The organism is Candidatus Bathycorpusculum sp., from assembly GCF_009778815.1.
Classification (GTDB): domain Archaea; phylum Thermoproteota; class Bathyarchaeia; order Bathyarchaeales; family Bathycorpusculaceae; genus Bathycorpusculum; species Bathycorpusculum hydrogenotrophicum.
The window spans coordinates 1-26,870 of sequence record NZ_WRFL01000003.1 but is presented as its reverse complement, the minus strand read 5'-3'; the positions used below and the strand labels follow the sequence as shown (position 1 = coordinate 26,870).

Below are 26,870 nucleotides of genomic sequence, written 5' to 3'. Positions count from 1 at the left end.
GTCGGCGTCATTTCCGACTTCGTCGGCAAGCAAAATCTGCCGTTATACCTCTTTTGGTAATGCAGTAAATAATGCTGTAGGCTCTACAGTTATCGCACTGGATAAGGATATCACATTAACCGACTCTGCGCTCAATATATCTGCTAACAAAGATATCTCACTCACAAGTCTTGGCGTATCAAAAGGGGTATTTTAAAAAAGGCGGGGTTTTTGTTTTCGCCTGTCGTTAGGTAAAATGACATTTTATCCCTGCCCTCAACAACAACCTTGTGTAGCACCTCGGAGCATATTGAATCTCCGAATTCTATAAGCCGCGCCAAATTTTCGATTGCTTGGTCTACGCTGTCAAGTTTCTGTTCCAAATCTGCCGCAAGTTTATTTTCACCATCCAAGACCGACAGACGCTTTTGCAGGGTTTGTTGCTGTTTTTCGTACTGTGCATAGGCTTTTTTATATTCTGTAAGGCTAATCAGCCTGTCAAGGTGCATCTCGATTAACCTTGATTTTCTATCAGATAATTTATCAAGCCCCATCAGAACTTCCTTTAACTCGTCCCCTTTGTTGGGACATTCAGCAATAGCGCGGCGCACACGCTCTTTTAGTTCCCGCACAACAAAATCTTTGTTTTCAATAACCACATTTAGGACGGCTAAGAAATTTTCCCGCAAGACCCACTCAGGAACGATTTTACAGTTACAGCCAACCTTTTTGCCCTGCGCGTTGATTTTTTCTTTGCCGTACTTTTCAGCCTCGGAGCATTGCCAAATAATCTGCGGACTATTCGACGTACTGTTGTTAATTTTCCGCTTAAAAGACGAATTACAATAAGCGCATTTGACCTTACCGCTCCACACATGACGGTTGGAGTATCGGCTTTTTTCAACGGTTACATTTTTTCGGCGCACAATCTCATTTTGCACCCTGTCAAATATTTCTTTCTCGATAATGGGCGCGTGGCTGTTCTCCACGATAATGAAATTTTCCTCGCCCTCGTTGGTTTTGCGCTTGTGGCTTAGATAATCTACCGTTATTTTCTTTTTCTGTTTCAGCACGCCGATATATTTCTCATTTTTGAGGATTCGCAATACGCGAACAGCGTTCCAGCGTGTGCCGCCGTTTGGCGTGGGGATTCCTCGATTATCAAGCTCTTTGCTTATGTTGTGTGCTCCCATGCCCGACAAATACAGGTCGAAAATTAATCTTATAATTTTTGCTTCATCTTCGTTAATTGTCAATTTGCCGTGTTTTAGGTTGTATCCTAATGCTTTTGCGCCGAAGGCAACGCCTCTTTCCATGAGCCGTTTTTGTCCCCATTTCACCCGCTCGCTTGTCTTGCGGCTCTCCTCTTGGGCTATGCTCGACATAATTGTTAATCTTAATTCTGCGTCTGAATCCAGCGTGTTTATGTTATCATTCATAAACACCACCCCAACGCCTAACCCCTTCAACTTTCGCGTATAAAATATGCTGTCTAAAGTATTCCGCGCAAAGCGTGAAATCTCCTTTGTCAACAGTAAATCAAATTTTTTATTTTCAGCGTCAGCGACCATCCGCTTAAACCCTTCGCGCTTATCAACACTTGTGCCGCTCAAACCCTCATCAATATAAAGTCCGCAAAATTCCCACTCAATATTATTTTCGATATATTTTTCAAAATACCTTTTTTGATTCTCTAACGAATTTAACTGGTCGTCCGCTTCGGTGCTAACCCGACAATAAGCTGCCACGCGCTTCATAAGAACACACTTCCACGTGATATTATTGCCTTTTACAGATTTTTATAGCTTGCTCAAGCTTTTCGCGCGTTATGAGATTACGTTTATACAACTCCTTCAACACACCAACTTTGAAATTTTGCATGATATTAGAAGTGTCGTACATAATAATCGTTTGTAAAATTTGAGAGAACAGAAAATAAATATATTTTAAAAATTCGTAATAAACTTAAATATAAAAGAAGCACCTTCCTACCGTGAACTAAACACACACAGCAAGGAAATTTATATGTTAATTTCAGATGGTAAAGAACGTTTTAGTAAGAAAGCTGGCGTTTATCATCGAGCACGCCCCTCTTATCCCAAAGAGATAGTGAGAGAGGTGTTTAAAAATATAAATAATACTAATATGCCTCCTGTCGTTATTGATGTCGGCGCAGGAACGGGAAAATTTACAAGTCTATTGCTTGAACAAGGGAGTATTGTTTATGCCGTTGAGCCTAATAAAGCGATGCGCGAACAATTGACGCTCGCGTACGGTCATAATCCAAATTTGCATATTATTACGGCAACAGCAGAGAAAACCACGTTGCCGAGCGCCATGGCAGATTTAATTGTAGCCGCTCATTCTTTCCACTGGTTCGATGAGTACGAATGTAAAAAAGAATTTAGCAGAATTTTAAAAAATGATGGTAAGGTCTGTTTAGTTTGGAATTGGTACGCGATTAAAAGAGAGTCTGCAATGAAAGAGTATTACGACTTGATTCGCGAATGTGCGACTAAAGAAATATCACGTGAAAATAAGATGAAACCAGATTTATTCGGTATATTCTTTGCCCAATATGAAACCACATCATATCCAAACGACAGATATTTAGATTTCCAAACAGTTTTACAATTAGCGGAATCCGCGAATTATTCTCCCGTTGAAGGCGAACAGGGTTATGAAATTATGCGTTCGAGGTTGCAAGAGTGGTTCGATAAACATCAGAAAAACAACTTAGTGAGATTCTCGTGTGATTCGACCATGTACAAAGGCATCTTATGAAAAAGTCTACGGAAAACAGACAACACAAATGAAAAATTATTGCTTGATGGGGTTGCGGAAGGGTTAGGCGAACGGATATTTCAATATCATTCGCCTAAAACAATTAATGATGTCAGTTTGTAGAAATGGGTTTATAATTATCCAAACGTCCAGATGAAACAGCCTCAAACAGGGTTATTGATTCGGAATGGATTTGTTTAATTGCTCAGAAAGAGGGCGTAATACGAACATAATTTTTACTAATTCTTAGAAAATATTATATTATATGGCTGATGTTTGTTGTTTATTCAGGTGTTCCAATGACTGTAAATGATATATTCCGCTATATTTCAAATTATCCACCAGAAAATTTGTTAAGAAAAACGGGACTAATGGAAATAGTAAAATCGGCGGATTATCAAGAGCAACTATCGCGTCGCCTTTCTTCTCAATGTATTTCTGAGGACGCTTTATGTTGGTCGGAGGCGTTGTTAATAACAAAAAATTGGCTTGACATGATTTGTGCGCATTATGATTCTCATAGCTGTCAAGAAAATTGGAATAACTGGGTGGATAAGATAAATCGCGGAATAAAAATAATATGTCGTAGTGATGATATTGAGTTGGGGATGTCGAAAATTGAGGTTAGGATATGGGTGTTTTTTTGGCTTGCTCACTATTCGTTATTATTTGCTATCACGCAAGGACGATTTAGAATGCTATTATAATATGGTTTAAAAACCATAACATTCACTTGTTTTCTGCACTATATACATCTAAATATTGTAAATATAAGTCTAATTTTGCGAAAAATAAGCTTAAACAACAGTATATTCGGCGAAAAATATATATGTCCAAAAATATACACTTACTTCAAAATTAGCGAGCGAGCGCAAACTAGGCATGATGAGATATATAGTCGCATTTGGGAAGAAAAATTTACCCATATTCCTAATGGCGATTACTACTATCGTAGTTCTGTTTCTTACATGGCGGAGCGGCTTTGGCGATGTCAATTTAATAAAGGATACTGATGGCATATCAAAAATATTTGCAACTATGACTTTTCCCTTGTCGGGAGTGACAATATTTGTGTTGGGAAAAGCTGAGAAAGGATATCATGAAGCCATCCGTTATGACATTCGGGCTATCAAAAAAGGTTATGCAATAATAATTGGGGCATCAATATTAATTCTTGCAATGAGTGTGATATCTGGACTAGTTTCAGTATATTATATTTTTACAGAGATCACCCCATGGTTGACTTTCGCCCTATACCTCGTGCCGTTGGTGCTGGCGTTGTTACTTGCCAACGTAATTATTCTTTGCATATATAGACTAACGTCGAGGATGCTATAAAATGTGTAAAATGTGTGATAAACAATATTGTGCAAGAATGGACATAACAACTTGTATGGGTAATATTCCGGGCAGTCCGGAGTATTATTTAAATGCAAGCACATTAAAGGATATAATAATTGACCCAATATACCAAGAAGCTTTACGCAAGAAACTCACTAATCAACTTGACGGAGTGCCCCCTCTTGCGCCATTAGATTTGTCAAAAGCTATTTCTGCAACAAAACAGTGGCTTGAAAAAGATGTATTTAGTGACTGCAGGGAAGTTGACGAAGCTAATAAGCGTTGGTTAGCTGAAACGAATTTTGCAGATAACTTTAATTATGCGGCTAAAAGGGCTGCTGATCGTATGGACAGAGATGGAATATCACCTATTCAAACGAGACAGATACTGCTTTTTTGGTTTGCGTTTTTTTCTGTTTTAAGGCTGGTTGAAGGCAGACCGTTTAAAACGGAAGGTAACATATTTAAAGTTGCGTGATACACAATGACTCAATCTTTTAACATTCAACCTCAAGAGCAAGTTAATAAATCCGCATCTAATAACGTAACAATAGCCGAATTTGGTTTTTCTGAACACAAATTTAAAGATATATTAAATAATCTTAAAAAAGAGGATAGAGAGGCTCTCGAAGATGCTAGGGAACGTATGTTTTACTCACTTCTCTCCAAATATCGGAGAATATTCGCATTAGCAAAAGAACACTGCAAAGAAAAAAACAATGACGACAACTTTCCCCATCTATTCAGCGTTCCTTTTTCAGTCCTTGACGTTTTCTTAAACCCTAGTAAAACCCGTTTAGAAGATAGGGACAATGTCGGTTGCGTTCGTTACATACTTAATCATAAAAGTGTAACTCATAAATACTGCATATTGCCAACGACTACATGGGCATTGGTTGACCATATATTTAAAAAACACCCTGATTTTAAGGCATTCATTGATGATGAGCAAATTAATCCCTTCTACAAATGCGTAAATAAAGAAGTAGTCGAAATTGATTTTGATAAATTAACAGATTGCTATCATAAAGCAGGCGGTTTGCAGGGTATTGTCGATAAAGCTCTAGCGAATGAACCGAATGATGAATTAAGGCAATATCTTCAAGCCGTTAATAAACTGCTCAAAAATAAAGTCATTGAACCTATAGAAACATTTACAGGCAAAAATAAACGCATCCCCTACAAAGTATCTCAATATATTGAAGCCTTAGAAAGATTAAATGAACATAGCCAACAAAGAAAAAATGTTGATAATGAATTGCGTGCATTCAACCTTGCAATAGTTTCTTATTTAACAGGAGAAACTATGTATCTTGATTTGTATTATGACTACTCAAAATATTTGCATCGTTATGAATATTCAAAGCCTGTTAGGTTGATTTGTAATTCAAGACCAGCTACAATGGCATTTAAAAGAGAAAACAATTCATGTTGCCCCCAATTTATAACAGCTCTTGTTTTGTTAAAACATGGTTTGGTAGAGGGGCTTGATTATGCAAAATTAGAGAAAAAAACAGTTTATTTTGAAAAGGGTCAAGAATGCCTTGAAAAGCTGAAAAAGGTTTGTTACGATATGTCGTATTCTATGAGGCTTACATCCGCTAAATATCACTGCAATGACGCGGAAGTTGTAAAAAGCTGTTTAATAGCAGTTTATGACTATTTTTCAGCTTTAGTTTACTTCAAAAAAGAAATTTTCCCGCTCATTAACCACGTTATGAAAATCAACTTAGGTTATGCGGATTACCACAAAGAGGATGTAAATTATAGCAATGAGAAATTTAAAACTTTAAAGGACTTACGTCAGCCTCCATTGTATGAAGAAATTACAACACTTATTTTTAAAGACGCATATGAGGACGCGCAGAACGCATATAAATATTTTTACGAATATGTATGTGCTAAAGGTATCTTAACACAAGATTGTGGTTTGGCTGAAAAAGCAGATAAATTCGGAATGCTATACAATGAAAATTGTACCATTTCTAAAGCACATTCTGACATAGAATAGTCAAAAAAAATGGGGGCGTACACACCCCGCCCGCTCCTTTTATAAAATCCTCATTATTTTATCAAAAATCGTAAATCAACGAATAGATGAACGCATAAGCTTTTCCAATTGCGAATTATAGACGGGGTGCAATGTTTCACTCGAAGGCATAGTAAAAATATTTTCGATATTTCCCCAAGGCACACGCGAAGGTATGCGAGGCGTAATTTCTTTCATAGCCTCTACGACTTTTTGCTGAACAAGATGACCGTCGCCCTGTCGAATCGGCTCAAATGGTTTCGAGGAAAGGGAAACGGCATCCAAGCGTTCGCCTGTTAGTTTCCCGCTGGGAGTGAACCGCACGTTACTTAATGCACCTTTTACACCTTTTGCATATTCTGACACTTCGACTAACTCGTTTTCTTTAAATAAAATTTTAAGATTTCCGATTTTGAGTGAAGATATGCTTTTAGTTTTGTGTTCAGTATTTTTTGAAGCATTGATGAGAATTTTGCCATTTATGTCTTTTACTGTTAGTGTTTTGCTGTATGGCATCTTCTTTATCGACATACCTACAATTCCACGACCGCTTGGGACACCAGTAGCGGAATCATCAAAAAGAAACATTATGTCATTAAAAATGCTTATGTAGTCGTTCTGAAGGGTTTGAAATGCCTGAATTTCTTTAGTTTTAATACGTTGCGTTAAATCATTCACATAAAAAATCCTCTCTAGTTGTATATTTTGAGCAAAAACCGGCAGAGTTCAAACACTAAGCACACTAACGCCCCAACCGTTTATAAAGTAGCATTACATAATATATACCTCACGCACAATATAATTGCTTCGTGTTGTATTCCTGAAACAGCAACCCCTTTTTAAAATTCAGAAATTGCAAATCTAACTTCAAGGGCGAAAAATCCGCATGTTTTAATGCAAAACTACTTTTCTAATATTTATTATAGCACGGTTGCCCCCCCCTGTCAATACCTCAGTTTAAAATTTTCCAAAAAAGTTATCGACATTTTGATATTATATGGTATTAACGTCGTGTTGATAGTTATTTTTTATTCGCCCAAACTATCAAACGGGAATAAACCCGCTGAATGCGTCGTTTTTTTAGCTTCAGTCATAATCTTGCAAACTTGAACCGTCAACCGCAACGTTCGGTCGGTTGCAACACAAAAACATCAAAATAAAAATAAAACCTTTGAGAATGGGTCGTCCTTCGCAGGCTCAATCGTTCTTGCCATTTATGCTTTTTATAGCCCTTTCCATTTCATCGCGGGTTATTAGTTGCCGTTTATGCAACTCCTTTAGAATACCAATTTTAAAATTCACCGCTACACCCTGATATTCCGTATGTTGAGAGTTACTCACATTATCACAACCTTATTTTCCAAATTATCTTCCTGCGTGTAATATTGGACAATCCCTTACAGATAAAATTAAACATAGGGGGGATTGTCTTATGTTTGATAGTGCTGATACAAACTGTGAAGCCTACGAAACAATAATTGGCAATACGACATTTCGGGTAATTACAAGATACATAGGCGAAAAATCCTTGATAGAAGTCATAAAATCCGCCGTCAAACGTGATGTCGAAGCAATCAAAAACGAGGAAAAAGAAGCTTGATTTTCAAAAATTTTTAGGGTATAATAACCATATAATGATTTGGTTGTTTGCCGCTGAAAAGGAGGCTGACTAATGAAACAGCAGGCAAACAACGCGGCGATTTACTGCCGCCTTTCGCGTGACGACGGCGGCGACGCTGAATCCAACAGTATAGGCAATCAGCGCGACATTTTGCGGCGTTACGCACTGGAGCACGGGCTGACAATTTATGATGAATATGTGGACGACGGAATTTCGGGCGTAACCTTCGAGCGACCCTCATTTAAGCGCATGGTCGCGGACATTGAAGCGGGGAAAATAGGGGCGGTGCTGTGCAAAGACTTATCGCGTCTGGGCAGAAATAACGCTATGGTCGCCTATTATACGGAACTTTTCTTTCCCGATAACAATGTGCGGCTAATCGCGGTAAATGACAACATTGACACTTTTCACGGTGAGAATGAAATTATGGGCTTCAAGTCCATAATAAACGAGTATTACGCGCGGGACATTTCAAAGAAAATCCGTTCAACCATGCGGAATATGGCGGTCAAAGGTGAATACAAAGCACCCCACGCGCCCTATGGCTACATGAAAGACCCCGCCGACAAGCACCGTCTGATTGTGGACTACGAAACCGCGCCGATTGTACAAAAAATGTTCCAAATGGCGGCTGAGGGTATTGCGCCCCACAGTATTCGCGTTTATTTGACAAAACAGCAAATCCTTACGCCCCGGGCATATTTGGCGAAAACCTTCGGGAAATATCAAATGCTGAAATGTCAGCAATATCCCACCCAATGGGAACTTACGACGGTTCAGCAAATTTTGAGAAACCGCGGATACCTTGGGCATGTGGTGTCACAAAAGCAGACGACGAAATCCTTCAAAAACAAAACTTGCGTATACCGCCCAAAAGATGAGTGGGTCGAGGTTCGGGACATGCACCCCGCATTAATCGACGAACAGACCTTTGACAAGGTGCAGGGGTTCATCAAAACCAAGCGCGGCGCGTACTCGATACAAGAGGGAAATATCTTCGCGGGGCTGTTGAAATGCGCCGACTGCGGCAATAATTTGTCCCGCTGTAATCCCGGGCAACGCCGCACGCCGCCGTTTTTTTCTTGTAATCTCTACAAGCGGCACACCAAACGCTGTACCTCGCATTATATCACCGTGCCCGCATTAGAGCGGTTGGTTTTGGACGATATACGTAAAAAGGCAGAGTTCGCGAAAACGCATGAAGGAAATCTCGCGGAATATGCGCGTCAGTTGTCGGCGGAGGAAAACAAGCGCGATATTCGCCGAGCCCAAAGCGATTTAGGGAAGCATCAGAGCCGAGCCGCCGAGTTGGACGTGATTATAAAGCGTCTGTTTGAGCAAAACGCGCTGGGTATGCTGGCGGAATCGAGGTTTTTAACCCTCTCACGCGAATATGAAACCGAACAATCAGAACTACAAACCAAAATCGCGGAACTACAGCAAAAAACACTAAAGCAAAAAGCCGACAACGAAAACGCCGCCAAATTCTTTGATATTGTGCATAAATATACCGACATCAAGGAATTGACCGTTTCTATACTGCACGAACTGATAGACCACATCACAATCTATAACGCTGTCGGCGTGGGCAAGAACCGTGCTCAAACTGTAGAAATATTTTATCGCTTTATAGGTTTTTTATCAAACACTTTGACTTCACAATAAATATATTTGCCATGTGGCAGTTTTATTGTGAAGTGTAACAACATTCAAAATAAAATGTGGCAAATAACCAAATCGTTTATTTTTGTATAATTTTTAGTGGCTTCGGTCGAGGTCATGAGTGCGGTCACGGGTACGTGATTTTTCGAGGTTTTTTGTTATGGCTTGTTCAGTCATGCGGATTAATTCGGCGCGGCGTGGGCTGTTGATGATTTCTTGCCATTTGTCGGCATGGTCTTGTTTTGTTCGCGCAAAGGAGTGCTCTAAGGATTGGCGTTTTTGTGGGGTTAGGTCGGGGGCGGCGAGTTGTTTATTGATTTTGTCTTTGGCGGCTTGCAGCCGCATAATTTCGGCGATGAGTTGTTTGTCGCTGTTCTCCACTATGACTTTATGCACTGCTTCGGCAGTTACGCCATGCTGGGCGAGGGCTTCATAGAGAAGGGTCTGAGAATTGCGCAAACCATCAATGGTTTTTTCAAGTGAAGGATGAAGGGAACTAAATTTTTTTAAAGAATTGATGTCGCGTTGCAGGGATTGGAGCGTTTCTACATAGGAACGTGTATCTTTCTCGTCCAAGCGGCTCACCTCAAATAATAGGGCTGTTTATGTACCCTGCAAAAGTTAAAGGGCAAAGGATATAAAAGGATAAGCTCGTGTTGCAAGGTGGCGAATTCTTCGGGTTTGATTATGCGTTTTTCGTAGTCTTGGGAGGTTTGTGTGCCGTGCCCTGTGGGTGCACCGATATAGGGGTCAAAATTTTGTGAGTGGGAGCTTCGGATTTTTTCATAAGTGCCGACAAGTTTTGAGAAATATTCTTGCGTGTTCGCGTCGGTCGCGCCCAATATCGCCTTAAAAGCGCATGTGTCCGCGATTACTTCCTGCGCGTCGTGTCCATATATCATTTTGAGTTGGGCGAGGCTTTGAATAATTATACAGATAGTGATTTTTTTAGAGCGGAGCGTCGCTAATGCGTCGGTCATGGCGGGAATTTTACCAAGTCTTGGAAACTCATCTAATAAAAACAGAATAGGGCGATTGTCCGTGCTTTCTTTGCGCCGCTCAAAGAATGAAATAAACTGATTAACCATAAGCGTCAAGAGGTTTTTCCACTGCCTAAGCAAGTATTCGGGGATTCTGATGTATACATCAGAACCGTTTTCTAAGTCCAACGGCGATATGATTTCCTTACTTTCTTCATATGATAACGCGCTAACAATATCGTCGTCGGTTACAAGGGCGATTATGCCTCGGCTGATTTCGGCAAAGATTCCCGCTAAAACTTTGCCGTCCATGCCGTCAAAGGACTTGGCGCATAGTGCCGCTTTGTCGTTTGTGCTGTCGGAGATGATTTTTATTAGGGCTTGGGGGTTTTGGCTTTGAATGTTGCGGAGCGTTTCAATAAAGGTGCATTTTGCGTGGTGGTAGTGCAAAATTGCACCCGTCAAGATGATTTGTGCGCTCTCAATCCAGAACGGCTCTTTTACGTCATACGGCAGAGGTATTACGGCTTGGGCGATTGCGCGGGCTTCCTGTGCGGGGTTGTTGCTTTGGTTTAGAAAAACATAGGGGTCGTAAACATAGCGGTTGCTTTTGTTTTCGGGGTCGAAAAGTTTAATGTTTCTGCGGTGTTGGCGGGTGTTTGTGTATAGTTCGCCTTTTATATCGACGGCGAAAATTGTTCCCCGCCAGTTTCGGAGCGTAGGAATGGCGACGCATGAGCTTTTTCCCGAACCTGTGCCGCCGACGACTAAAACGTGCCCGTCGGTTTCTTCGGACTTTACAACATATTGATTATACTGTTTTCCAAAGAATATCCCGCGAGGTTCGGAGCTTGCTAATTTCATGTTGACAGGGGGATTTTTTGCCGCATGTGTGATTTGCTCGGCATTTTTATATGGATTTTTCGGTTGCCTTCCAAAAAGACGCAAAAACGCTGACACTACGCTCGAAAAAATTTGCACTAAAAAATTCATAATATAACCAGTAATTTCTGCCCCGAAATCCCAATTATAACCCATGATATACCAAAATAGATACATTTGGATTTATAAACTTTAGAATAAAAAATTGACTTTTTATGAAAAACATATTATAATGTAATAAAGATGTATATAACAAATGGCATAAGGAGTAGATTGTCTTGAAGGAACCGAAAATTTATCTTGACACAAGCGTCATCAGCCATTTAGACCAAAGCAATCATCCTGACTGGACAGCAAGCACTTTGAAATTTTGGGAATACTTGAAAAGCGGCAAATATGACATTGTATTGTCAACGGTTGTAGAAATGGAAATTGAAGATTGCAAAGAGAAAGCAAAAAGGGATAAACTTCGAGGGTTTCTTGACGAGATAGAATACATTATGGTAAGCATTGACAAGGACATTGAAGGTGTCGCGAAGATGTTTATTGATAATGGTATTCTTAAACCAAATTGCATGGATGACGCACTACATTTAGCCGTTGCTATGATTCATAATTGTGATAGTATTGTTTCTTGGAATTTTAGTCATATAGTTAATTACAACACAATTACAGGTGTAAAGGTTGTTTCGGCGTTGTCTGGATATGGAAAGGATAATATCGCGATATGTACGCCTGAATTTTTCGTGAGAGGTGATGAGGATGAAAAAGATAAATAAGCCTGTAACCAGCCCGAATTTTACTATTGAGGACATTCACGCAATGCGGAGGTATAACTATGAAATTACAAAGAACCTTTCGCAAGATGAGCGTTTGAAATATTATAATGATTCTGCGTTTAGAAAAGAGGTAAGAGAACGGCTGTCAAACGAGAACAAGGTTTGCTGTTGCGGGGAATGATTCCGCATCATTGCATTCTTCTTTTTCTTTGCACTTCTTGGGTACGCTTATGTTAGCTGTTAATAACATTCTTCGGAATCTTTACTCTGCGCGCCCTCATTACGGTCGCCGTCAGGCGGCGCGCAAGCGAGCGGAAGCTCGGTTCATGCACTTCCGAGCGGAGCGAAGTGTAGCATCCCCTCGCGTAACGAAGCGCGACTTCGGAGCGATGAGCGAGGGGGCGCGAGGGGTTTGAGCGTAAGCGCCGCCGATGGGGACGGCGACATCATCAGCCTCTTAAAAATGGATAAACAATAAAAAAATGTGTGGGAATTAGCTATTCATTTTATGCCTATGCTTGTTTTCCACAACGCGAGCAGAAAGCAGAATCTATTGGAACAGGTGCGCCGCAGTGGGTACAGAATTTGGTGTCAGTGCTTGCTGTTGAGGTAGTTTGAGGCGGTGGAGACGGTGCTGAACAATTATTGTATGTTGGCGGGTTTGTGTTTGGTTTGAGCGAGAAGAAAGCTACAGCTAAGAGTATGTATGCAATAAACATGAAGAAAGCGCCAATAACAAATATTGTAAGTATTGCGCCGACTAACAGTAATGTTCCTGCCGTGCGGAATAGATTTACACCTGAGCGGTCAGCTAATACATGTAGCGCCCTTCGGACGTATATCACCATTAATAACTCAAAGACGGCTGCCACTATAAAGAGCGGTATCGCAATAAGAATGCCTATAATGGTAAGCCCGAAGAGTATGCCAATGCCGCTCATGATTATGCCGATTATCCAAAAGATTGCGCCTGTGAGCATGTTTTGGCGGATGCTGTTGTCTTTGTAGTATTCGGCAAAGTTTTTCATGCTAAGATAGATGAGAATAACGCCGACGATGCCTGCGAGGGGAATCATTAGCAGTATTGAGCCGATGCCGGCTAAAGTTTTACTTGAATCGAAATCACTCATTTTAATTATGCCCTAATACACCTTATTTAATGTTTAATATAAAAGCGTTTGTCTTCTTCTCATTTTCGGAAACGCAGAAAACCGTTATTTGTTATTCGGTGGTTTTTTCGAAGGTTTCGTTCGCGCGATTGTGTCAAGGTGCCGTTCGAGTTGCATTTGTTGTAAACTTGCGCGGGCTGACGCGGGTGTTTCCCTCATTTGTTCCAACAAGTCATATATCAGCGCACGGTCGGGGTGATTATCGGCAATTTGCTTTTGAATACGATACTCTGTCTCAATAACCTCCAGCTCTTTTTTAATCTCTGCTTCGCGGGCGTATCTTTTATCTAACTCTGACCGCTTGAGTTTTATTTTCCATGTGCCAGGTTTAAAACCTTCGCCTTTAGGCGAAAAGCTTTAGCATAATTGACACAGCAGAGAGGAAACGGAATGATGAATGACCTTGATTCCTGTATCATATTTCACAACACGTTTCCAACTACAGTGCAAGAATACCCAATAGCCCACAAATGTATTGAGTGAAGCCCTCTCGCACATTCCACTATCTTACGTCATCCAGCGAATCAAGGCGAACGAACGGATGCGAATCATTTTAAAAAGTGGAATATTCGGAGCGGGGCAAGCGGCTTTAGCCGCAATTTGCGACTTTCAGTCGCTGAGCAAACCCACCGCCTTTACCGCTCCACATCAAGCCCTGCAATACCTTTATACTCCGATTCTTCTTGCCGCATTTTGAAACTCGCGTCAATTAGCGCGGCGCGTGTTTCTTTAGCGGCGTTAATGGGTGCAGATTCTCGCTTTTGACTCCCCACGCCTGATGCCGCACCTTCGGTGGGCGAATTAAAATTGGCGGCGAGTTCTTCGTTGCGCCGCTGGATTTCGCGATTGAGGGCGGTCTTGAACCCTCAAAACAGCATATTCCGTAGGGTTTGTCCACTATGCGATGTTGCGAAGCAACATATCCTTGCGCACTTTTAGTCACTGGATGGATGCCAACACAAAATGACTATGCCATGAGTGGTTACCTCTCATGGCATAGTCATTAGTGTCAGCGTCCATCCAGTTTTAATGAGCCGTTAAAAACTTGAAATTCACGGAATTGCAAGTGTTTCGGCTTTTCTTTGATATTAGCGACTGCGCGTTAAGTCATGGGCTTTGGTCTGCTCGCGTAGTTTTTCGAGTTCTTTAAGTTCTTTTTCTTGGGCGCGTTTGCGTTCGTCTATTAGGGTTTGCGCCTGATTTTGGGGTAGTCTTTCGATAACTTTTTGGAAACTTTCGTCGGGAATGATGTTTAGCCGTCGGTCGATGCGCTCTTGGAGCAGGCGGTCGCGAATGGTCTCGGGCGGGGTGTTTATTTGTTGCAATAGTGTGTTTAGTTGGTCTTTGTCGTAATGGGTTTGGGCGAGGAGTTTTTGGGTGTGATATTCTAATAGGATTTTGTCTTGTGTGTTCATTATGTCAAGGATGGCGGCGTTTTTGGTGGTTAGGTCGGTTTGTTTTTCGCGGATTATTTTTTGTATGCGTTTTATTTCTGTGGGGGTTTGGTCGGGGTCTACGTTGAAGCGGTTTTTGAAAAATATCTCGGCGCGGCGTGCTTCTTGTTTGGCGTGTTCGATTGCTTCGTCTGTTTCTTGTTTCTTTGTCCATTGCAAAAAGTTTAGATTTTGGCGATTTTCCTGTAGTTCGGCGATTCTGCCTTGAAGCACATCAATATTTCGGGCGTGTTCCTCCATATTTTCGGCGCGGAATTTTAAGCGCGGAAGTTCCTCGCGGATTTCGTTGCGCTGTGTTATTAGTTCAGACAAGTTTTTTTCAAGCGTGATATAGTCAATTCTTAATTCGTTTAGGGTTTGCGCCGTTTTTTCGGTAGTGGGTTTTTCGATAACTGTTTTTTCATTTGTTGCGGGTTCCGTTAATTCCTGCTTGTGCTCCTTTTGGGCGCGTGCTTCATTGCGGCGTTGGATTTCGCGATTTATGTCTCCGCGTTCGGTGCGTATGCCTTTTTTCTCCAGTGCCGATGCTTCGTGTCCGAGGTGGATTGTCGGCTCGCGGTCAATGCCCTGCGCCTTTAGGGTGCGGTGGTCGATACGCGCGTCAAGTCCTTTTTCCTCAAACTTGCGATTATTAATCACCGCCCAATTTTTACGCCATTTTAACAGCTCGGTATCTTCGTCCCAGTCGCGGTTTTTGCCTCCGAAGCCGTCGGGCGTAACATGGCGCGTCGTGAGCATTAAATGCGCGTGCGGGTTGCCGTCTCCCTTGTTATGCACGGCAAAATCAACAATCATGCCCTTGTCAACAAAATTTTCTTTTATGTATTCGCGGAGCAGGGTTTTTTGTTCTTCTAAATCAAACTCTATTTGTAGCGCTACCTCGATTTCCCGCGCGAGTCGTGCGTCGCGCCGTCTTTCCTTTGCTTCTACGGCGTTCCAAAGGGTTTGCCTATCTGCAAATTCGGGCGGCGCGTTGTCGGGCAAAATAATTTCTTTATACACCACGCCTTTTTTTCTTGTGTAGTCATGGGTTATTTCGTTGCCCTCGTCGCCTTCGCCCCCTAAATCCTGTCCCGACCGATACGCCGCCGCGCCCACAGCCTTTAACTTTTCCGCCGCTCTATACGCAGCCGAACCAACAGCCGACCGTCCCGAACTGCGCCCGATAATTTGGACGTTGAGGTGATAAATCGCCGTTACGGAACCCTCCGCTTTTGAGCTTCTAACAAACCCGCAATGCCGCATGTTGTGTAGGGTTTCTCGGTGCGGCATTGCGGGGCAATGTGTAGGTGCGCCCTTTCGTTTTTTTGTAATAAACAAAAAAATCGGAAAGGGAAAAGGCAGGCAACGCCCATGATCGGGGCGAAGCCCCGCAAGGAGCTGGCCAACCTCGCCGCCGGAGCGATATTAGTAGAGGCTTGGGACACAAAAGCCACTTGCTCCGCTTTTCGCGATTTTTGGGCTGGAACATACAACCGCCCGTGCCGAGAGCTAAGGGCCCCACCAATAGCGGCAACTCTAACAAAAAATCGGAGCGCCACCTTGCTACGCTCCGATATAGATTTCGATTTCTATGTTAAGATAAAGGCTATACTCCCTTGAATGCCGCCGCCAGCCTAAAATCCTCTTTTGGTACGCTGGTAAGCACAAGTGCAACAAAATTTTACAAATTAATTGGTACCAATGAGCAGAGCACTATTATTGTTGTTGAGACGGATGGCTCGTTGTTGCTTGACGGTATCATTGTAACTCATAGAGATGATGACAATCGTGCTACGGGAGTATTGGTTAATTCTGGCGGTGCTCTTATCCTGTCTGATGGCGAAATTTCGGGCAATCACAAATATGGGGTGTGGAACCAAGGCAATTTTAGACTGTTAGGCGGCAAAATTTCTGAAAATACCCACTACGTAGGGAAGAACGGCCCGGCTGGTGGAGGTGGCGTGTACAATCAAGGTATTTTTGATATGCTTGGTGGCGAGATTTCAGATAATCGTCTTGAGCCTAGTTATATTAGCGGTTTTGGTAGTGGGGGTGTTTACAATGAAGGCGTTTTTAATATGTCGGGAGGCATAATTTCTAAAAACAATGCACCTTTTGGCGCTGGTGTGTCTAACCAAGGCTATTTTACTATGTCTGGTGGTGAAATTTCAGGCAACTTTGAGGGTGAGGGTGTACGCAGCGGTGGTAGTTTTAGTATGTCTGGGGGCAAAATCTCTGATAACCTAGAAAGTAGTGGGGTGTTCAACGGTAGAAATGGTGCGAATTTTAGTTTATCTGGTGGTGAGATTTCTGGAAACGGTGTATCTCCGCCCTATCTTGTTATGGGTGGTGGTGTGTGCAATGAAGGCGTTTTTATGATGTCTGGCGGTATGATTTCTAACAATAAGGCGATGGATGGTGGTGGCATATACAATGGGGGTGGTTATAGAGATGCAACTTTTAGTATGTCTGGAGGTGTAATCTCTGGCAATATAGCTGAAGTTGTTGAGGATCTTTTTGGTAATGGTGGTGGGGTATTCAATGATTATGATTGCACTTTTAGTTTGTCTGAAAATGGTGTAATTTCTAACAATACAGCTGAAGTTGGTGGAGGCTTATATAACGCTGGCACATTTAACAAGCGGGCTGGTGTGATTTCTGGTAACACCGCTACACAGTATAACAATATATATCCTACCGACGACAGCGACAATATTAACGATGAGAGCCTGACGGGTTATGTGGTGCTTATAGTTTCTATAGTTGTACTTGTCAGTGTTATTGTTGGAGGTTTATTTTTCTATTTCAAAAGAGCACAAAAACTGTAACCACTAAACAAAGGAAACGGAAAAAACATGCAATTTAATTTTAACTAAAAACTCAGCTCACACGAAATTATCTGTTCTTGCGTAGTTTGAGCTAACTAAACTAAAATTAAAATAAAAAATTTTGTTCTATTCGTTTTCTTTTTCGGTCCATTTTTCAACGACTAGTTTTCCATCGTTTGGGTTGAAGCGGATTTTAACTGGCATTGAGTTTTCGCATTTTAGTGGAAACATACTGTCATCTACTAAGCGGACAGGTAGATAAAGCAGGTAGCGGTCATCTTTTCTGCGAAAGATTGTTCCTTTCCCCTCAGTTCCCATACAGATTCCCCAAGCAAGTTAAACCTGTCTTGATACTCTATCTGCATATAACGTTTTCGTTCTTAGATACCTCTAAATTTCTGCTTTACGTATGAGTTCCTTTGCATAGTTTAGATTGGCTCTATAGCAAACGACTGTAATCACTGTTGCAATGGCTCCACTGATTCCTACGGAAATCGCCAGTTCAGTTAATCCCAGCGCTGGAAGTGCAAACGGTAACGGCAAAAGTCCACCTATAACATTTACAAGTAGATATGGTACAAGCGGTGCCAGTATTGCTAAAGTTGCACCCAGACACGCAAGGAAGCTTATTAGTCCCCATTCTGGGCGGATCATTCGTTGCCGGAACGTTCCAGTAAAATCGGCACCTTTAAACCCGCACAGCAAACCGATTGTACCCAACGCAAAAAGCACAAACAATCCTTCCAAAACACCAACTGCTATCATTGTGGGTGATGCTTTAAAGAAGATGGCTCCGACAGTGCTTGTTAGAATCAGTGCAACAGTTGCCATTCCGATTAAGAAGATATATTTGGCTTTGACCAAATTTTTGGCAGAGACTGGTGAGGCATAGATGCGCCAAACCGCCTGGCCCTCTTCTCCTATGAGCATGTTACCCAATAGCATTGCCATCAAGGCAGCCGGTAAAATAAAAGCCATACCGCTAAACATCAAGTTAACTATAGCTTCAGCCATCATGTCTTCCCCTCCAGTGCTGGTGTTTATGGAGGTAAAAATGGGTACTATCATAAAGACTATGGGCAGGATGAATATTGTTATTAGTTCTCGGCGTCTTGTAAAGGACCGTATGTCTTTACGAATTATTGCTGTTTCAATGCTAGTTAAACCGAATTTATTTAGGATGCCTGCTTTAGGTGCGTATTGTGTTCCTTTAGTCTGGACTGTAATTGCCGGCGGCTCATAGAGACCAAACCGTTTGTTGAGCGCAATGGCTAAGTAGCACAGTGCTCCTGCGAATAATACCGATAGTCCAAGAAAGAGCAGGCCTTCTAAAAATATGCCCTTTAAGAGATAGAATAGGGTAAGACCAAACCAGACAAATGGTATAAACCACAAATTATTCTGTGCCGCTGTTAGGCCTTGGATGGATTGTGCGGGACCCTGAACTATCGCAAAGTACACAAGGTAGAAGATCAAAAAGAATAAAAGCGTACCAATAAAGCGTACCCAGACAGCCGCTTTGCCACTAGATTTGTAAACTGCACCGGTAAATCTTGTCTGTGCTATACGGACAATTTCTGTTGTGGTGCTTGCGATAAATGCTGACCCACATAACATCAGAGAGGTCAAGATACCTGCTAATATTAAACCGTTAAAGGCCGAAAAGACAAGGACACCTGCGGAAAACCCTATAACCAATGAGAGGGGAACCCCCAGCAGGTTAGATAAAATTGATGCTACCGTATGTTCTTGCCAAGTGATGGGTAACCAATAATTCACCACTCGAGAAGCTTTCCTACCTGATAGTTGAATCTGTTGGAACATCGTAAAAACGATACATCCCAGCATAACTAGCGTTGGTAGTGCAATAAAGAAACCCGTAGCCACAACATCGAGCGGCTCAGATATTATCTGTTCAGGACTTGCATAAATTAGATCAGTCAAAAGTGTGGCTAAGTATCCGCCGACCAAACCAATGATTGCAGCAACCCAATAGTACCAGTAGGCAAGTATGCCCCGCTCCTTGTATCGAGTAGTTTTAACGCCTCTTATTAGCCGCTCGGATTTGCGATCTACGCTAATTAGGTAGCGGATGGTTCGCCAATTCATTTTAACAGTTCCTCAACGACCGGTTTTAGGTCGCCTGTTCCTGTTAACTTGAGGAATATGTCTTCTAAGCCTGAGCTGGGTAAGCTGGCTTTTTCTCTAAGTTCACTCATGCTGCCCAGTGCCAAGATGTTACCCTGATACATGATGCCTATGTGATCGCACACTGCTTCTGCGATTTCTAGCACATGGGTTGAGAGAATAGTTGTGACGCCTTGTGATTTGAGGGATTGGAGGTAGTCTTTGATGATTCTTGCACTTCGGGGATCAAGTGCGTTTAGTGGTTCGTCGAGAATGAGTAGTTTTGGTTTATGTAAAAAAGCTGAGATGAGGCTGATTTTCTTTTTCATACCATCTGAGTAACTGTTTATCATGTCTCCCTCTCGGCCTTCAAGCTGAAGTGCCTTTAGATATTCTGTGATACGTTGCTTTTTTTCAGCTGCTGAGACATTGTAGATGTCAGCTATGAAATCAAGATATTCAATACCGGTTAAAAATTCATATAAATCCGGAGACTCGGGAACATAGCCAATTTGGCGCTTAACTGCAACCGGATCTTTAGCTACATCAATCCCAAGCACATTTACTGAGCCCGCCGTTGGTTGCAAAAGACCCAGCAACATCTTGAGGGTGGTGGATTTACCTGAACCGTTGGGTCCTAACAAGGCAAAGATTTCGCCTGTACCTAGGGTTAAATTAATGTTATTTACGGCCACTAATTCATTAAAGCGTTTAGTTACGCCTCTTAACTCAACCGCATTTGAACTGCTACTCATGCTCTGACACGCCCATTGCAAATAGTTTTTATCAGTATTTAAGCCTAATGTTAGCTAATGCTTAAAATCTAAAATTAAGCAACTATGCTTAAAAAACTGAAAAAGTTACGTAGGCTACTTTTAAGATCAGGCTCCACACTAACAAGTAGCTGTTTGATCTGTGCATCATCATCAATTATAGGTATCCTTTTTTTGAGTTGCTGACTCGAACAAGAACAGTGCAGATTGTTTATATTTTCGGTTAAATGATTGTTTGATTATGCGCCCAGATGTACCTGAACTGCTATTTCTTTCACGCACTGATTTTCGCACATGGCTACAAGAGAACGCTGAAGTTAGACGCGGCGTGTGGCTTGTATTTGGAAAAACAAAAGCGGTTATTACTTTATCTGCAAATGACGCCTTGGAAGAAGCACTTTGTTTTGGGTGGATAGACGGGCAGATGAAAAGTATCGATGAAACAAAATACATAAAATATTTTGCTCAACGTCGTACAAAAAGCCCTTGGTCTGAAAAAAAACAAGAAAACGGTGGAGACACTACAAGAAAAAGGAGTTGTGACCAAATTGGGTGAAAAAGCAATTGAGGCCGCAAAAAGAAACGGTACCTGGGACACACCAAAGCGCGAACCGATAACAGACAAACAAATCGAAGAGTTCACAGAAAAGCTGGTAGGTATATCTCCCGCATATGAAAACTTTTGTAAGATGCCACCGTCTGTTCGGCTTTCATACACAGGTAGATACCTTTCGTTTAAGAGCGAGGAGGCCCGACAACGTGATTTGGCAAAGATTATTGATCGACTAAATATAAACCTCAACCTATGTAGCTGATTTTTATTTGTATCAAATATCAATAGTTTATCTATCTTTATCCGTATGTTAACATCTAAGACTGCTGCTCATCTTCTACATACTGTCTTTGTGCATTACCGTATTACGCAAATGATCTAGCTAATCTGGTATGTTGGCAAATATCTTTAAATCATTCATGGTTTCCTTTAAAAAGAGCGACCAAAATGCCTCATGCTATTGAAACCCTCAAACTAACAAAAGCATACGACCACTTCAAAGCAGTTGATAGTTTAGATATAACTGTGGAGAAAGGTGAAATCTTTGGGCTACTTGGGCCCAATGGTGCAGGTAAAACAACAACTGTCTCTATGCTTTGTACTATTCTAAAACCTACCTCAGGTACTGCTCTAGTAAATGGCTTTGATATAATGCGTCAAGCCAATCAAGTCCGCAAATCCATAGGTATTGTTTTTCAAGATCCAAGTATAGACGACCGTTTAACCGGTAGAGAAAACCTCTACATGCATGCCAACCTCTATGGCGTGCCGGCATCAGAGCAACGCGATCGTATCGCGCGTATTCTCAATCTCGTAGAGCTCGAAGACCGAGCAGATAGTTTATTGCGTACCTATTCTGGTGGTATGCGGCGCAGACTTGAGCTTGGCAGAGGTTTACTTCATTACCCTACAGTTTTGTTCCTTGATGAACCCACCGTGGGCTTGGATCCCCAAACACGTGATCACATTTGGAAATACATAAAAGAACTCAAAGAAGCCCATGACATAACTGTTGTCTTAACCACTCACTACATGGACGAAGCCGATAGGCTCTCGGATCGTATTGCAATTATGGATCACGGCAAAATCGCGGTATTAGATACTCCCTCTAAGCTAAAGGACACTCTTGAGGGCGATGTTATAACCGTTCAGGCAAACGATCTTGAGTCTCTCTCAAAGCTAGTGACGGAATGGCTGGGATTTAACAAAACCCGCATAGTCGATGGCGCCATAGAAATTACGGTGCCCAATGGTAAAACTGCAATGCCGCGTATCATGGAACTAGCCGCACACAACAACATATATGTCGAATCCTTGGTATCTCGAGAACCCAATCTCGAAGACGTATTTCTACACTACACCGGACGCTCAATACGCGCAGATTCAACTAAAGAGCTACATGGGTTAGCGGCCATTCACAGGAGAGCGATACGATGAGCGAAACACGAGCCCTCTACACCCTTTGGCTAAGAGAACTCAAACGCTTCCTGCGCGATCGCGTACGCGTCGTTGTTAGCTTTATTCAGCCATTATTGTGGCTGGTTGTTTTCGCAGCCGGTTTTGGAGCACGCCTAGTCATACCGGGCATAGATTACCAACAGTACCTCTTCCCAGGCATCATTGGACAAACGTTGCTCTTTACAGCCATGTTTATGGGTATAAGCGTAATTTGGGATAAAGAATTCGGATTTATGAAAGAGGTTCTAGTCTCCCCAGTATCGCGCTTCACAATCTTTCTGGGCAAAATGCTAGGCGATAGCACAGCCGCAATGATTCAAGGCTTAATCGTATTTGCCTTCGGATTCATATTGGGTATCCCCTTCAACCCACTCTCATTATTTGCTGCTCTGCCTATCATGTTACTAATCACCATTGGTTTAGTCAGTATAGGCCTAATCATAGCTAGCTTCATGGGCAGTCTTGAAAACTTTGGAGCCATTCAAACCTTCATCAACCTGCCACTGTTCTTCCTAAGCGGTTCACTGTTCCCCATTACAGGCGCCGGCACTCCAGAATGGCTACAAATTGCTGCCAGATTTAACCCCCTCACATACGGCGTAGATGCTCTGCGCACAGTCATCTCAGGCTCAGCATGGACACCCCTAAACCCCCTCTACATCAACATAGCCGTTCTGTGCATATTTGACGCAATCATGATAGGCATCGGCACATGGGCATTTAGCAAAATGAAATAACCAACAGCACACCAACTTATTTGTTGGCCATTTCATTAATCTGCTCTTCCATCGCATGACCCCGACAATAAACAACCACCCTCTCTACCCCCAAAACAGCTTTGACAACCTCACGGATGTCTGCAGCAAGTTTAAAGGCGATGGGACAAAACGGACTAGTTGGCATAAACTCAACAGTAACCATACCCGACGCAGTTTCTTTAACCCTCTGAATTAGTTGCATTTCCTCAAAAGTCTGCCCCGTTTCAGGATCAAGAATACTGCCCACCTCAGTACGCACTCTGTCTTCCAGCTCAGTCATAAACATCAATCTTCAGATAAAAGACATATAAAAGTGCACAACATATAAACTGTTTGATCAACAAAAACAACACCTGGTGATATGAATTGAACACCGACGAAAACTGTATATTCTGCAAAATTATCCAAAAAACTGTCCCCTCAAGCATACTATATGAAGACAACACTGTTCTAGCATTTCTTGATATAAAACCCCTAAGCAAAGGCCATACCCTTGTTATCCCCAAAAATCACTACGCCGACATCTTTGATATCCCAAAAAATGATCTACAAGAAATCTACGCCGTAACAAAAACCCTTGCAACCGCCATAAAAAATGCAACCAACGCCGATGGCATAAGCATAATCCAACAAAACGGTAAAGCAGCAGGACAAGTAATCTTTCACTATCACGTTCATATAGTTTCACGTTTCAACGGACTATCTTTGCCAAGTTTCACTGAACTCAACATAGCAGAACGCAAAGAACTCGATGAAATGGCCGCGAAAATCAAACAACATCTCTAACTCTTTCCACTCGACCTTGTAGCCTGAGTTCCCGAAAAAAGTTTAACCTACCTTTACTAGAAACAGTGAAATGCCGTAAATACGCGGGGCCGTTCGATAAGCGGTAATTAACTACTCGGGGCACTCTATAATCTCGGCGGTTTGACGTAATTCACTTAGCGTACTCTCAGTGGTTATAACATCTCCTACTGCCGAGACCAGTGAAACGGGCATACAAACACTTGCACTTCCAAACCGTTTCTTAAACCCCAACTGCTCAGCCGCCTGATTGGATAACTTGACCTTCAAATGTGTAATCCGCCAATTTTTAACGCTAACTCTAGAACCTTTCACCTGCCCAAGAACGGTACCGCTTATATCAATAACATCTTTACCATCCAACTCATCAAGATTTACCAAAACATTTTTTTCCAAAATAATCCCCATAAAAAAATCTCACCCAAAAATAAGTCAATTATGGCAACTAACCCCAAATACTCATCATGGGTTTGTAACCATATTTTGTGGTAGGAAGCACAAAAAAGTTATAAAAAATGTTTTTACATATTATCTTAGGGCTGAGTTTATGAAAATAACTAAGGGCACTGTGTTTTTGTTGATAGCTTTGGCAGTGCTTGTTGTGCCTATTGTTTATTTTGTTGTTTGGGCCACGAATCTTTTAGGGTCGCTCACATTTGTTTCTATTTGGTTCATATTGCTGTTGATTTTACGATATATTATGCATAAAACTGGTTTTAAACTTCCTAAAAATGAAAACAGAACGCAAAAGCTATGGGATAGAGTGAGTGCGATATTTTGCTCAGGTTTTCTCACCGCCCTTATACCGCTAATGATCGTTAGAGAACTCACAGGTCCACTGACCGCCCAGTATTGGGTACCCTTTTTCATATTATTCATAGTTGGAGCCTTCACCGCAGATACCCTCCGTAAAGCATTACAAAAGCCTTAAGGCGATTAAAATAAGCGCCTCATCAAAAAGGTCAGACACCACAGACGCTCAAGGATCTACGCCATGATTTTGAGGAAGTACTCCAGACACAGATAGATGTGTCCCACTTTCGGCACTACGGTTATTTTTCTTCTTAGCTAGAAAAATAAGGATATTGCAACAGCACCCGCCAATTTAAAATAAACACAAGAGGAAAAAGGGCGAAATTAAAAGCTAATAACGTAGATACAGAAGTTAGATACGCCAAGGGTTGTTCTTTATTTTTTCCTTTGTTTTTGAAAAAGAACAATAAGGTCCCTGCCACAGCAACAGCCGCAACCGCTACAACCACTACCCCTACAAGAACCAGATTATCTAACAAAGACCCCGGATCTGAGGACAGAGCACCCTGATAACCAAGAGGCACATACTGCTCATTTAGCGATGAAGGCGGTGAAGGCCCCGGATTCTTATCAGTGAAACCTTCGGTAAATCCCCCGATTACATAAAAAACATCATCAACAACAGCAACACCAAAAGACCAACGACCTGCCGGTCTTGCTTTAACAGTTGACCAAACATCATCTACAGGATCATAAACAAACGTAGCCTTTGTTGCCCCATCTCCACAAAAAACATAGAACTTTTGAGACGCATAAAGACCCGTTGTTGCCCCCGCTGCAAAACTATCCGTCGTTCTATATCCCGCGGTTCCTTCCCTCCACGTATCCACTTCGGGAGTATAAATCCAAACCTTCAAATCACGGGATACCCCAGATTCTCTGTTGGAGTAAAATTTACCCGTAACTATTATTTTCCCCTCCACCACATCCAAAGCAAGACCTGCTCCTCTATTGGGCATACTGGTTTTTGTGATCCATAAATCCGTAACTGGATCATACATAAACAATGTATTGAGGTCTTCGTCTATGACAAAAATTTTTCCATCTACAACTTGCGCCTCTGTTTGCCCTCCACTAAATGGTATAGCGGCTTTAGTACTCCAACTATCAGTGGCTATATCATAGGCCTCGTTCACAGTGAGAGGACTGTACGTCAACCCTTTTTCAGTGTAACCATAGCCGCCGATGCAGTAGATTTTGCCTTCGCAAGCCGCTATAGCAAAATCATACCTTGGGGTAGGCATAGAGGTTAAAGTAATCCATGTGTTGGTCTTTGGATCATAGCACTCGTTAGTGGCCATGTAAATGCTTGCATTAAGGGTGCCGTCATTAAGGATGGGAACCACTGCCAGACTGCCGCCAATTGCGTAGATCTTGCTATCCACAGCAACAACGCCCAAATGAGCTCTGGCGTGATTCATTGGAGCCATCGTATTCCAGGAATCCTCAACTAACTCTGAAGCAGAAACAGAAGTGAATGCTGTTGCAAATGTTGCGCTTATGAAAAAGAAAAGCAACATGAAAAGGATAATTTTATTCATGTTTAACCCTATCTGTATTTAGGGCTCTTCATATAAAACAGTTTTTGTTAATATGGCTGTGAGGAAAGAAAGGGTATGAGCTGTTTTCTTGGTTTACCCTTTGGGCATGTTTAGCTGAACATTTTGATCGGGGTTTAGGCTGATTTTTAACCAGAATAAAGTTAGAGTTTTAATTTTAATATTTATCACACAACTATTTGATGTTGTTAGTGGTTTTGTTTGAGATTACGAAAAAGTTAGGCTTATTAGAGATAAGCAACATACTTCCGTTTAGTGTTTAAATATGCCATCTCAAAGTCTAAGCCGTGACTTTGAGGAAAAGCTCCAGACGCAAACACGACAATCCCACCCCCTGCACTCTTTACAAATAATCAGAATTAAATACAAAAACATACTCTCATTAAAGAGCAATATTCTACAAAAATAACATTTTTTTTTAATTTTAAAAAAATATATAAAAAGGTGTTGATTTGTTACACTATACGGCAATCACGAATCTGAGTATTGCCTTTAGTGTCCACGTAAACCTTGTAGGAACCAACAGTATAGGTGT

Annotated in this window: 28 protein-coding genes; 15 read left to right on the top strand and 13 right to left on the bottom strand. The window is 41.8% G+C overall.

Annotated features, from left to right (window positions below):
* Nucleotides 1–161: 161 nt before the first annotated feature.
* Nucleotides 162–1,736 (bottom strand): recombinase family protein, encoded by a 1,575-nt coding sequence (locus tag FWF39_RS01160; protein ID WP_343381603.1) that lies wholly within the window; start codon nt 1,734–1,736, stop codon nt 162–164.
* 268 nt (nt 1,737–2,004) lie between these two features.
* On the opposite strand from FWF39_RS01160, the gene FWF39_RS01155 reads away from it, so the two are divergent.
* From FWF39_RS01155 to FWF39_RS01135, 5 genes are all read left to right on the top strand, one after another.
* Nucleotides 2,005–2,763 carry a class I SAM-dependent methyltransferase gene (locus FWF39_RS01155; RefSeq protein WP_343381602.1) on the top strand — a complete coding sequence of 253 codons (759 nt, stop codon included), beginning with the start codon at nt 2,005–2,007 and terminating at the stop codon, nt 2,761–2,763.
* 299 nt (nt 2,764–3,062) lie between these two features.
* Nucleotides 3,063–3,470, top strand: a complete 408-nt coding sequence (locus tag FWF39_RS01150) for a hypothetical protein (RefSeq protein WP_343381601.1) — start codon at nt 3,063–3,065, stop codon at nt 3,468–3,470.
* Between the two features lie 226 nt (nt 3,471–3,696).
* Nucleotides 3,697–4,101, top strand: a complete 405-nt coding sequence (locus tag FWF39_RS01145) for a hypothetical protein (RefSeq protein WP_343381600.1) — start codon at nt 3,697–3,699, stop codon at nt 4,099–4,101.
* A gap of 10 nt (nt 4,102–4,111) precedes the next feature.
* Nucleotides 4,112–4,582, top strand: a complete 471-nt coding sequence (locus FWF39_RS01140) for a hypothetical protein (protein ID WP_343381599.1) — start codon at nt 4,112–4,114, stop codon at nt 4,580–4,582.
* A gap of 6 nt (nt 4,583–4,588) precedes the next feature.
* Nucleotides 4,589–6,115 carry a hypothetical protein gene (locus FWF39_RS01135; protein ID WP_343381598.1) on the top strand — a complete coding sequence of 509 codons (1,527 nt, stop codon included), beginning with the start codon at nt 4,589–4,591 and terminating at the stop codon, nt 6,113–6,115.
* A 75-nt stretch (nt 6,116–6,190) separates the two neighbouring features.
* Here FWF39_RS01135 and FWF39_RS01130 read toward each other — a convergent pair whose 3' ends face one another.
* Nucleotides 6,191–6,811, bottom strand: a complete 621-nt coding sequence (locus FWF39_RS01130) for a hypothetical protein (RefSeq protein ID WP_343381597.1) — start codon at nt 6,809–6,811, stop codon at nt 6,191–6,193.
* Nucleotides 6,812–7,565: 754 nt separating this feature from the next.
* On the opposite strand from FWF39_RS01130, the gene FWF39_RS01125 reads away from it, so the two are divergent.
* Both FWF39_RS01125 and FWF39_RS01120 read left to right on the top strand, forming a co-directional pair.
* Nucleotides 7,566–7,733, top strand: a complete 168-nt coding sequence (locus FWF39_RS01125; RefSeq protein ID WP_343381596.1) for a hypothetical protein — start codon at nt 7,566–7,568, stop codon at nt 7,731–7,733.
* 72 nt (nt 7,734–7,805) lie between these two features.
* A complete protein-coding gene (locus FWF39_RS01120; protein ID WP_343381595.1) occupies nt 7,806–9,419 on the top strand; it encodes a recombinase family protein in 1,614 nt (537 codons plus the stop codon).
* 93 nt (nt 9,420–9,512) lie between these two features.
* Here the strand turns inward: FWF39_RS01120 and FWF39_RS01115 are convergent, their stop codons facing one another.
* On the bottom strand, nt 9,513–9,992 hold the full coding sequence (locus tag FWF39_RS01115; protein WP_343381594.1) for a hypothetical protein: 480 nt from the start codon (nt 9,990–9,992) through the stop codon (nt 9,513–9,515).
* A 5-nt stretch (nt 9,993–9,997) separates the two neighbouring features.
* Nucleotides 9,998–11,260 (bottom strand): type IV secretory system conjugative DNA transfer family protein, encoded by a 1,263-nt coding sequence (locus FWF39_RS01110; RefSeq protein ID WP_343381593.1) that lies wholly within the window; start codon nt 11,258–11,260, stop codon nt 9,998–10,000.
* 296 nt (nt 11,261–11,556) lie between these two features.
* Between FWF39_RS01110 and FWF39_RS01105 the strand changes: the two genes are divergently transcribed.
* Nucleotides 11,557–12,057, top strand: coding sequence for a PIN domain nuclease (locus tag FWF39_RS01105; protein ID WP_343381592.1), 501 nt, complete (start codon nt 11,557–11,559; stop codon nt 12,055–12,057).
* Between the two features lie 512 nt (nt 12,058–12,569).
* Here the strand turns inward: FWF39_RS01105 and FWF39_RS01100 are convergent.
* From FWF39_RS01100 to mobQ, 3 genes are all read right to left on the bottom strand, one after another.
* Complete coding sequence (locus tag FWF39_RS01100; RefSeq protein WP_343381591.1) at nt 12,570–13,187, bottom strand: DUF996 domain-containing protein; 618 nt, start codon at nt 13,185–13,187, stop codon at nt 12,570–12,572.
* Nucleotides 13,188–13,861: 674 nt separating this feature from the next.
* The gene (locus tag FWF39_RS01095) at nt 13,862–13,999 is read right to left on the bottom strand and encodes a hypothetical protein (RefSeq protein WP_343381590.1); all 138 of its coding nucleotides are present in this window, start codon (nt 13,997–13,999) and stop codon (nt 13,862–13,864) included.
* 315 nt (nt 14,000–14,314) lie between these two features.
* A complete protein-coding gene (gene mobQ, locus FWF39_RS01090; RefSeq protein ID WP_343381589.1) occupies nt 14,315–15,952 on the bottom strand; it encodes a MobQ family relaxase in 1,638 nt (545 codons plus the stop codon).
* Between the two features lie 326 nt (nt 15,953–16,278).
* Here mobQ and FWF39_RS01085 point away from each other — a divergent pair, with 326 nt between their 5' ends.
* Nucleotides 16,279–17,490, top strand: a complete 1,212-nt coding sequence (locus FWF39_RS01085; protein ID WP_343381588.1) for a hypothetical protein — start codon at nt 16,279–16,281, stop codon at nt 17,488–17,490.
* A 126-nt stretch (nt 17,491–17,616) separates the two neighbouring features.
* Here FWF39_RS01085 and FWF39_RS01080 read toward each other — a convergent pair whose 3' ends face one another.
* The 3 genes from FWF39_RS01080 to FWF39_RS01070 all read right to left on the bottom strand — a co-directional run bounded on the left by FWF39_RS01080 (nt 17,617) and on the right by FWF39_RS01070 (nt 20,372).
* Nucleotides 17,617–17,808 (bottom strand): hypothetical protein, encoded by a 192-nt coding sequence (locus FWF39_RS01080; protein WP_343381587.1) that lies wholly within the window; start codon nt 17,806–17,808, stop codon nt 17,617–17,619.
* A 72-nt stretch (nt 17,809–17,880) separates the two neighbouring features.
* Nucleotides 17,881–19,599, bottom strand: coding sequence for a hypothetical protein (locus tag FWF39_RS01075; protein WP_343381586.1), 1,719 nt, complete (start codon nt 19,597–19,599; stop codon nt 17,881–17,883).
* Nucleotides 19,596–20,372 (bottom strand): ABC transporter ATP-binding protein, encoded by a 777-nt coding sequence (locus FWF39_RS01070; protein WP_343381585.1) that lies wholly within the window; start codon nt 20,370–20,372, stop codon nt 19,596–19,598. The genes FWF39_RS01075 and FWF39_RS01070 overlap by 4 nt, the downstream gene beginning before the upstream one ends.
* 346 nt (nt 20,373–20,718) lie before the next feature.
* On the opposite strand from FWF39_RS01070, the gene FWF39_RS01065 reads away from it, so the two are divergent.
* From FWF39_RS01065 to FWF39_RS01050, 4 genes are all read left to right on the top strand, one after another.
* Nucleotides 20,719–20,946 carry a hypothetical protein gene (locus tag FWF39_RS01065; RefSeq protein WP_343381584.1) on the top strand — a complete coding sequence of 76 codons (228 nt, stop codon included), beginning with the start codon at nt 20,719–20,721 and terminating at the stop codon, nt 20,944–20,946.
* Nucleotides 20,939–21,205 carry a YdeI/OmpD-associated family protein gene (locus FWF39_RS01060; protein WP_343381583.1) on the top strand — a complete coding sequence of 89 codons (267 nt, stop codon included), beginning with the start codon at nt 20,939–20,941 and terminating at the stop codon, nt 21,203–21,205. The genes FWF39_RS01065 and FWF39_RS01060 overlap by 8 nt, the downstream gene beginning before the upstream one ends.
* Nucleotides 21,206–21,390: 185 nt before the next feature.
* Nucleotides 21,391–22,380, top strand: a complete 990-nt coding sequence (locus FWF39_RS01055) for an ATP-binding cassette domain-containing protein (RefSeq protein WP_343381582.1) — start codon at nt 21,391–21,393, stop codon at nt 22,378–22,380.
* Nucleotides 22,377–23,138 (top strand): ABC transporter permease, encoded by a 762-nt coding sequence (locus tag FWF39_RS01050; protein ID WP_343381581.1) that lies wholly within the window; start codon nt 22,377–22,379, stop codon nt 23,136–23,138. The genes FWF39_RS01055 and FWF39_RS01050 overlap by 4 nt, the downstream gene beginning before the upstream one ends.
* Nucleotides 23,139–23,154: 16 nt before the next feature.
* Here FWF39_RS01050 and FWF39_RS01045 read toward each other — a convergent pair whose 3' ends face one another.
* Nucleotides 23,155–23,439 (bottom strand): iron-sulfur cluster assembly protein, encoded by a 285-nt coding sequence (locus tag FWF39_RS01045; RefSeq protein WP_343381580.1) that lies wholly within the window; start codon nt 23,437–23,439, stop codon nt 23,155–23,157.
* A gap of 86 nt (nt 23,440–23,525) precedes the next feature.
* Between FWF39_RS01045 and FWF39_RS01040 the strand changes: the two genes are divergently transcribed.
* On the top strand, nt 23,526–23,945 hold the full coding sequence (locus FWF39_RS01040; protein WP_343381579.1) for an HIT family protein: 420 nt from the start codon (nt 23,526–23,528) through the stop codon (nt 23,943–23,945).
* A gap of 111 nt (nt 23,946–24,056) precedes the next feature.
* Here FWF39_RS01040 and FWF39_RS01035 read toward each other — a convergent pair whose 3' ends face one another.
* The gene (locus FWF39_RS01035; RefSeq protein ID WP_343381578.1) at nt 24,057–24,359 is read right to left on the bottom strand and encodes a hypothetical protein; all 303 of its coding nucleotides are present in this window, start codon (nt 24,357–24,359) and stop codon (nt 24,057–24,059) included.
* A 151-nt stretch (nt 24,360–24,510) separates the two neighbouring features.
* Here FWF39_RS01035 and FWF39_RS01030 point away from each other — a divergent pair, with 151 nt between their 5' ends.
* The gene (locus tag FWF39_RS01030) at nt 24,511–24,894 is read left to right on the top strand and encodes a hypothetical protein (protein WP_343381577.1); all 384 of its coding nucleotides are present in this window, start codon (nt 24,511–24,513) and stop codon (nt 24,892–24,894) included.
* A 133-nt stretch (nt 24,895–25,027) separates the two neighbouring features.
* Here the strand turns inward: FWF39_RS01030 and FWF39_RS01025 are convergent, their stop codons facing one another.
* Nucleotides 25,028–26,317: a hypothetical protein gene (locus tag FWF39_RS01025; RefSeq protein WP_343381576.1), complete on the bottom strand. Its 1,290-nt coding sequence runs from the start codon at nt 26,315–26,317 to the stop codon at nt 25,028–25,030.
* Between the last annotated feature and the right edge of the window lie 553 nt (nt 26,318–26,870).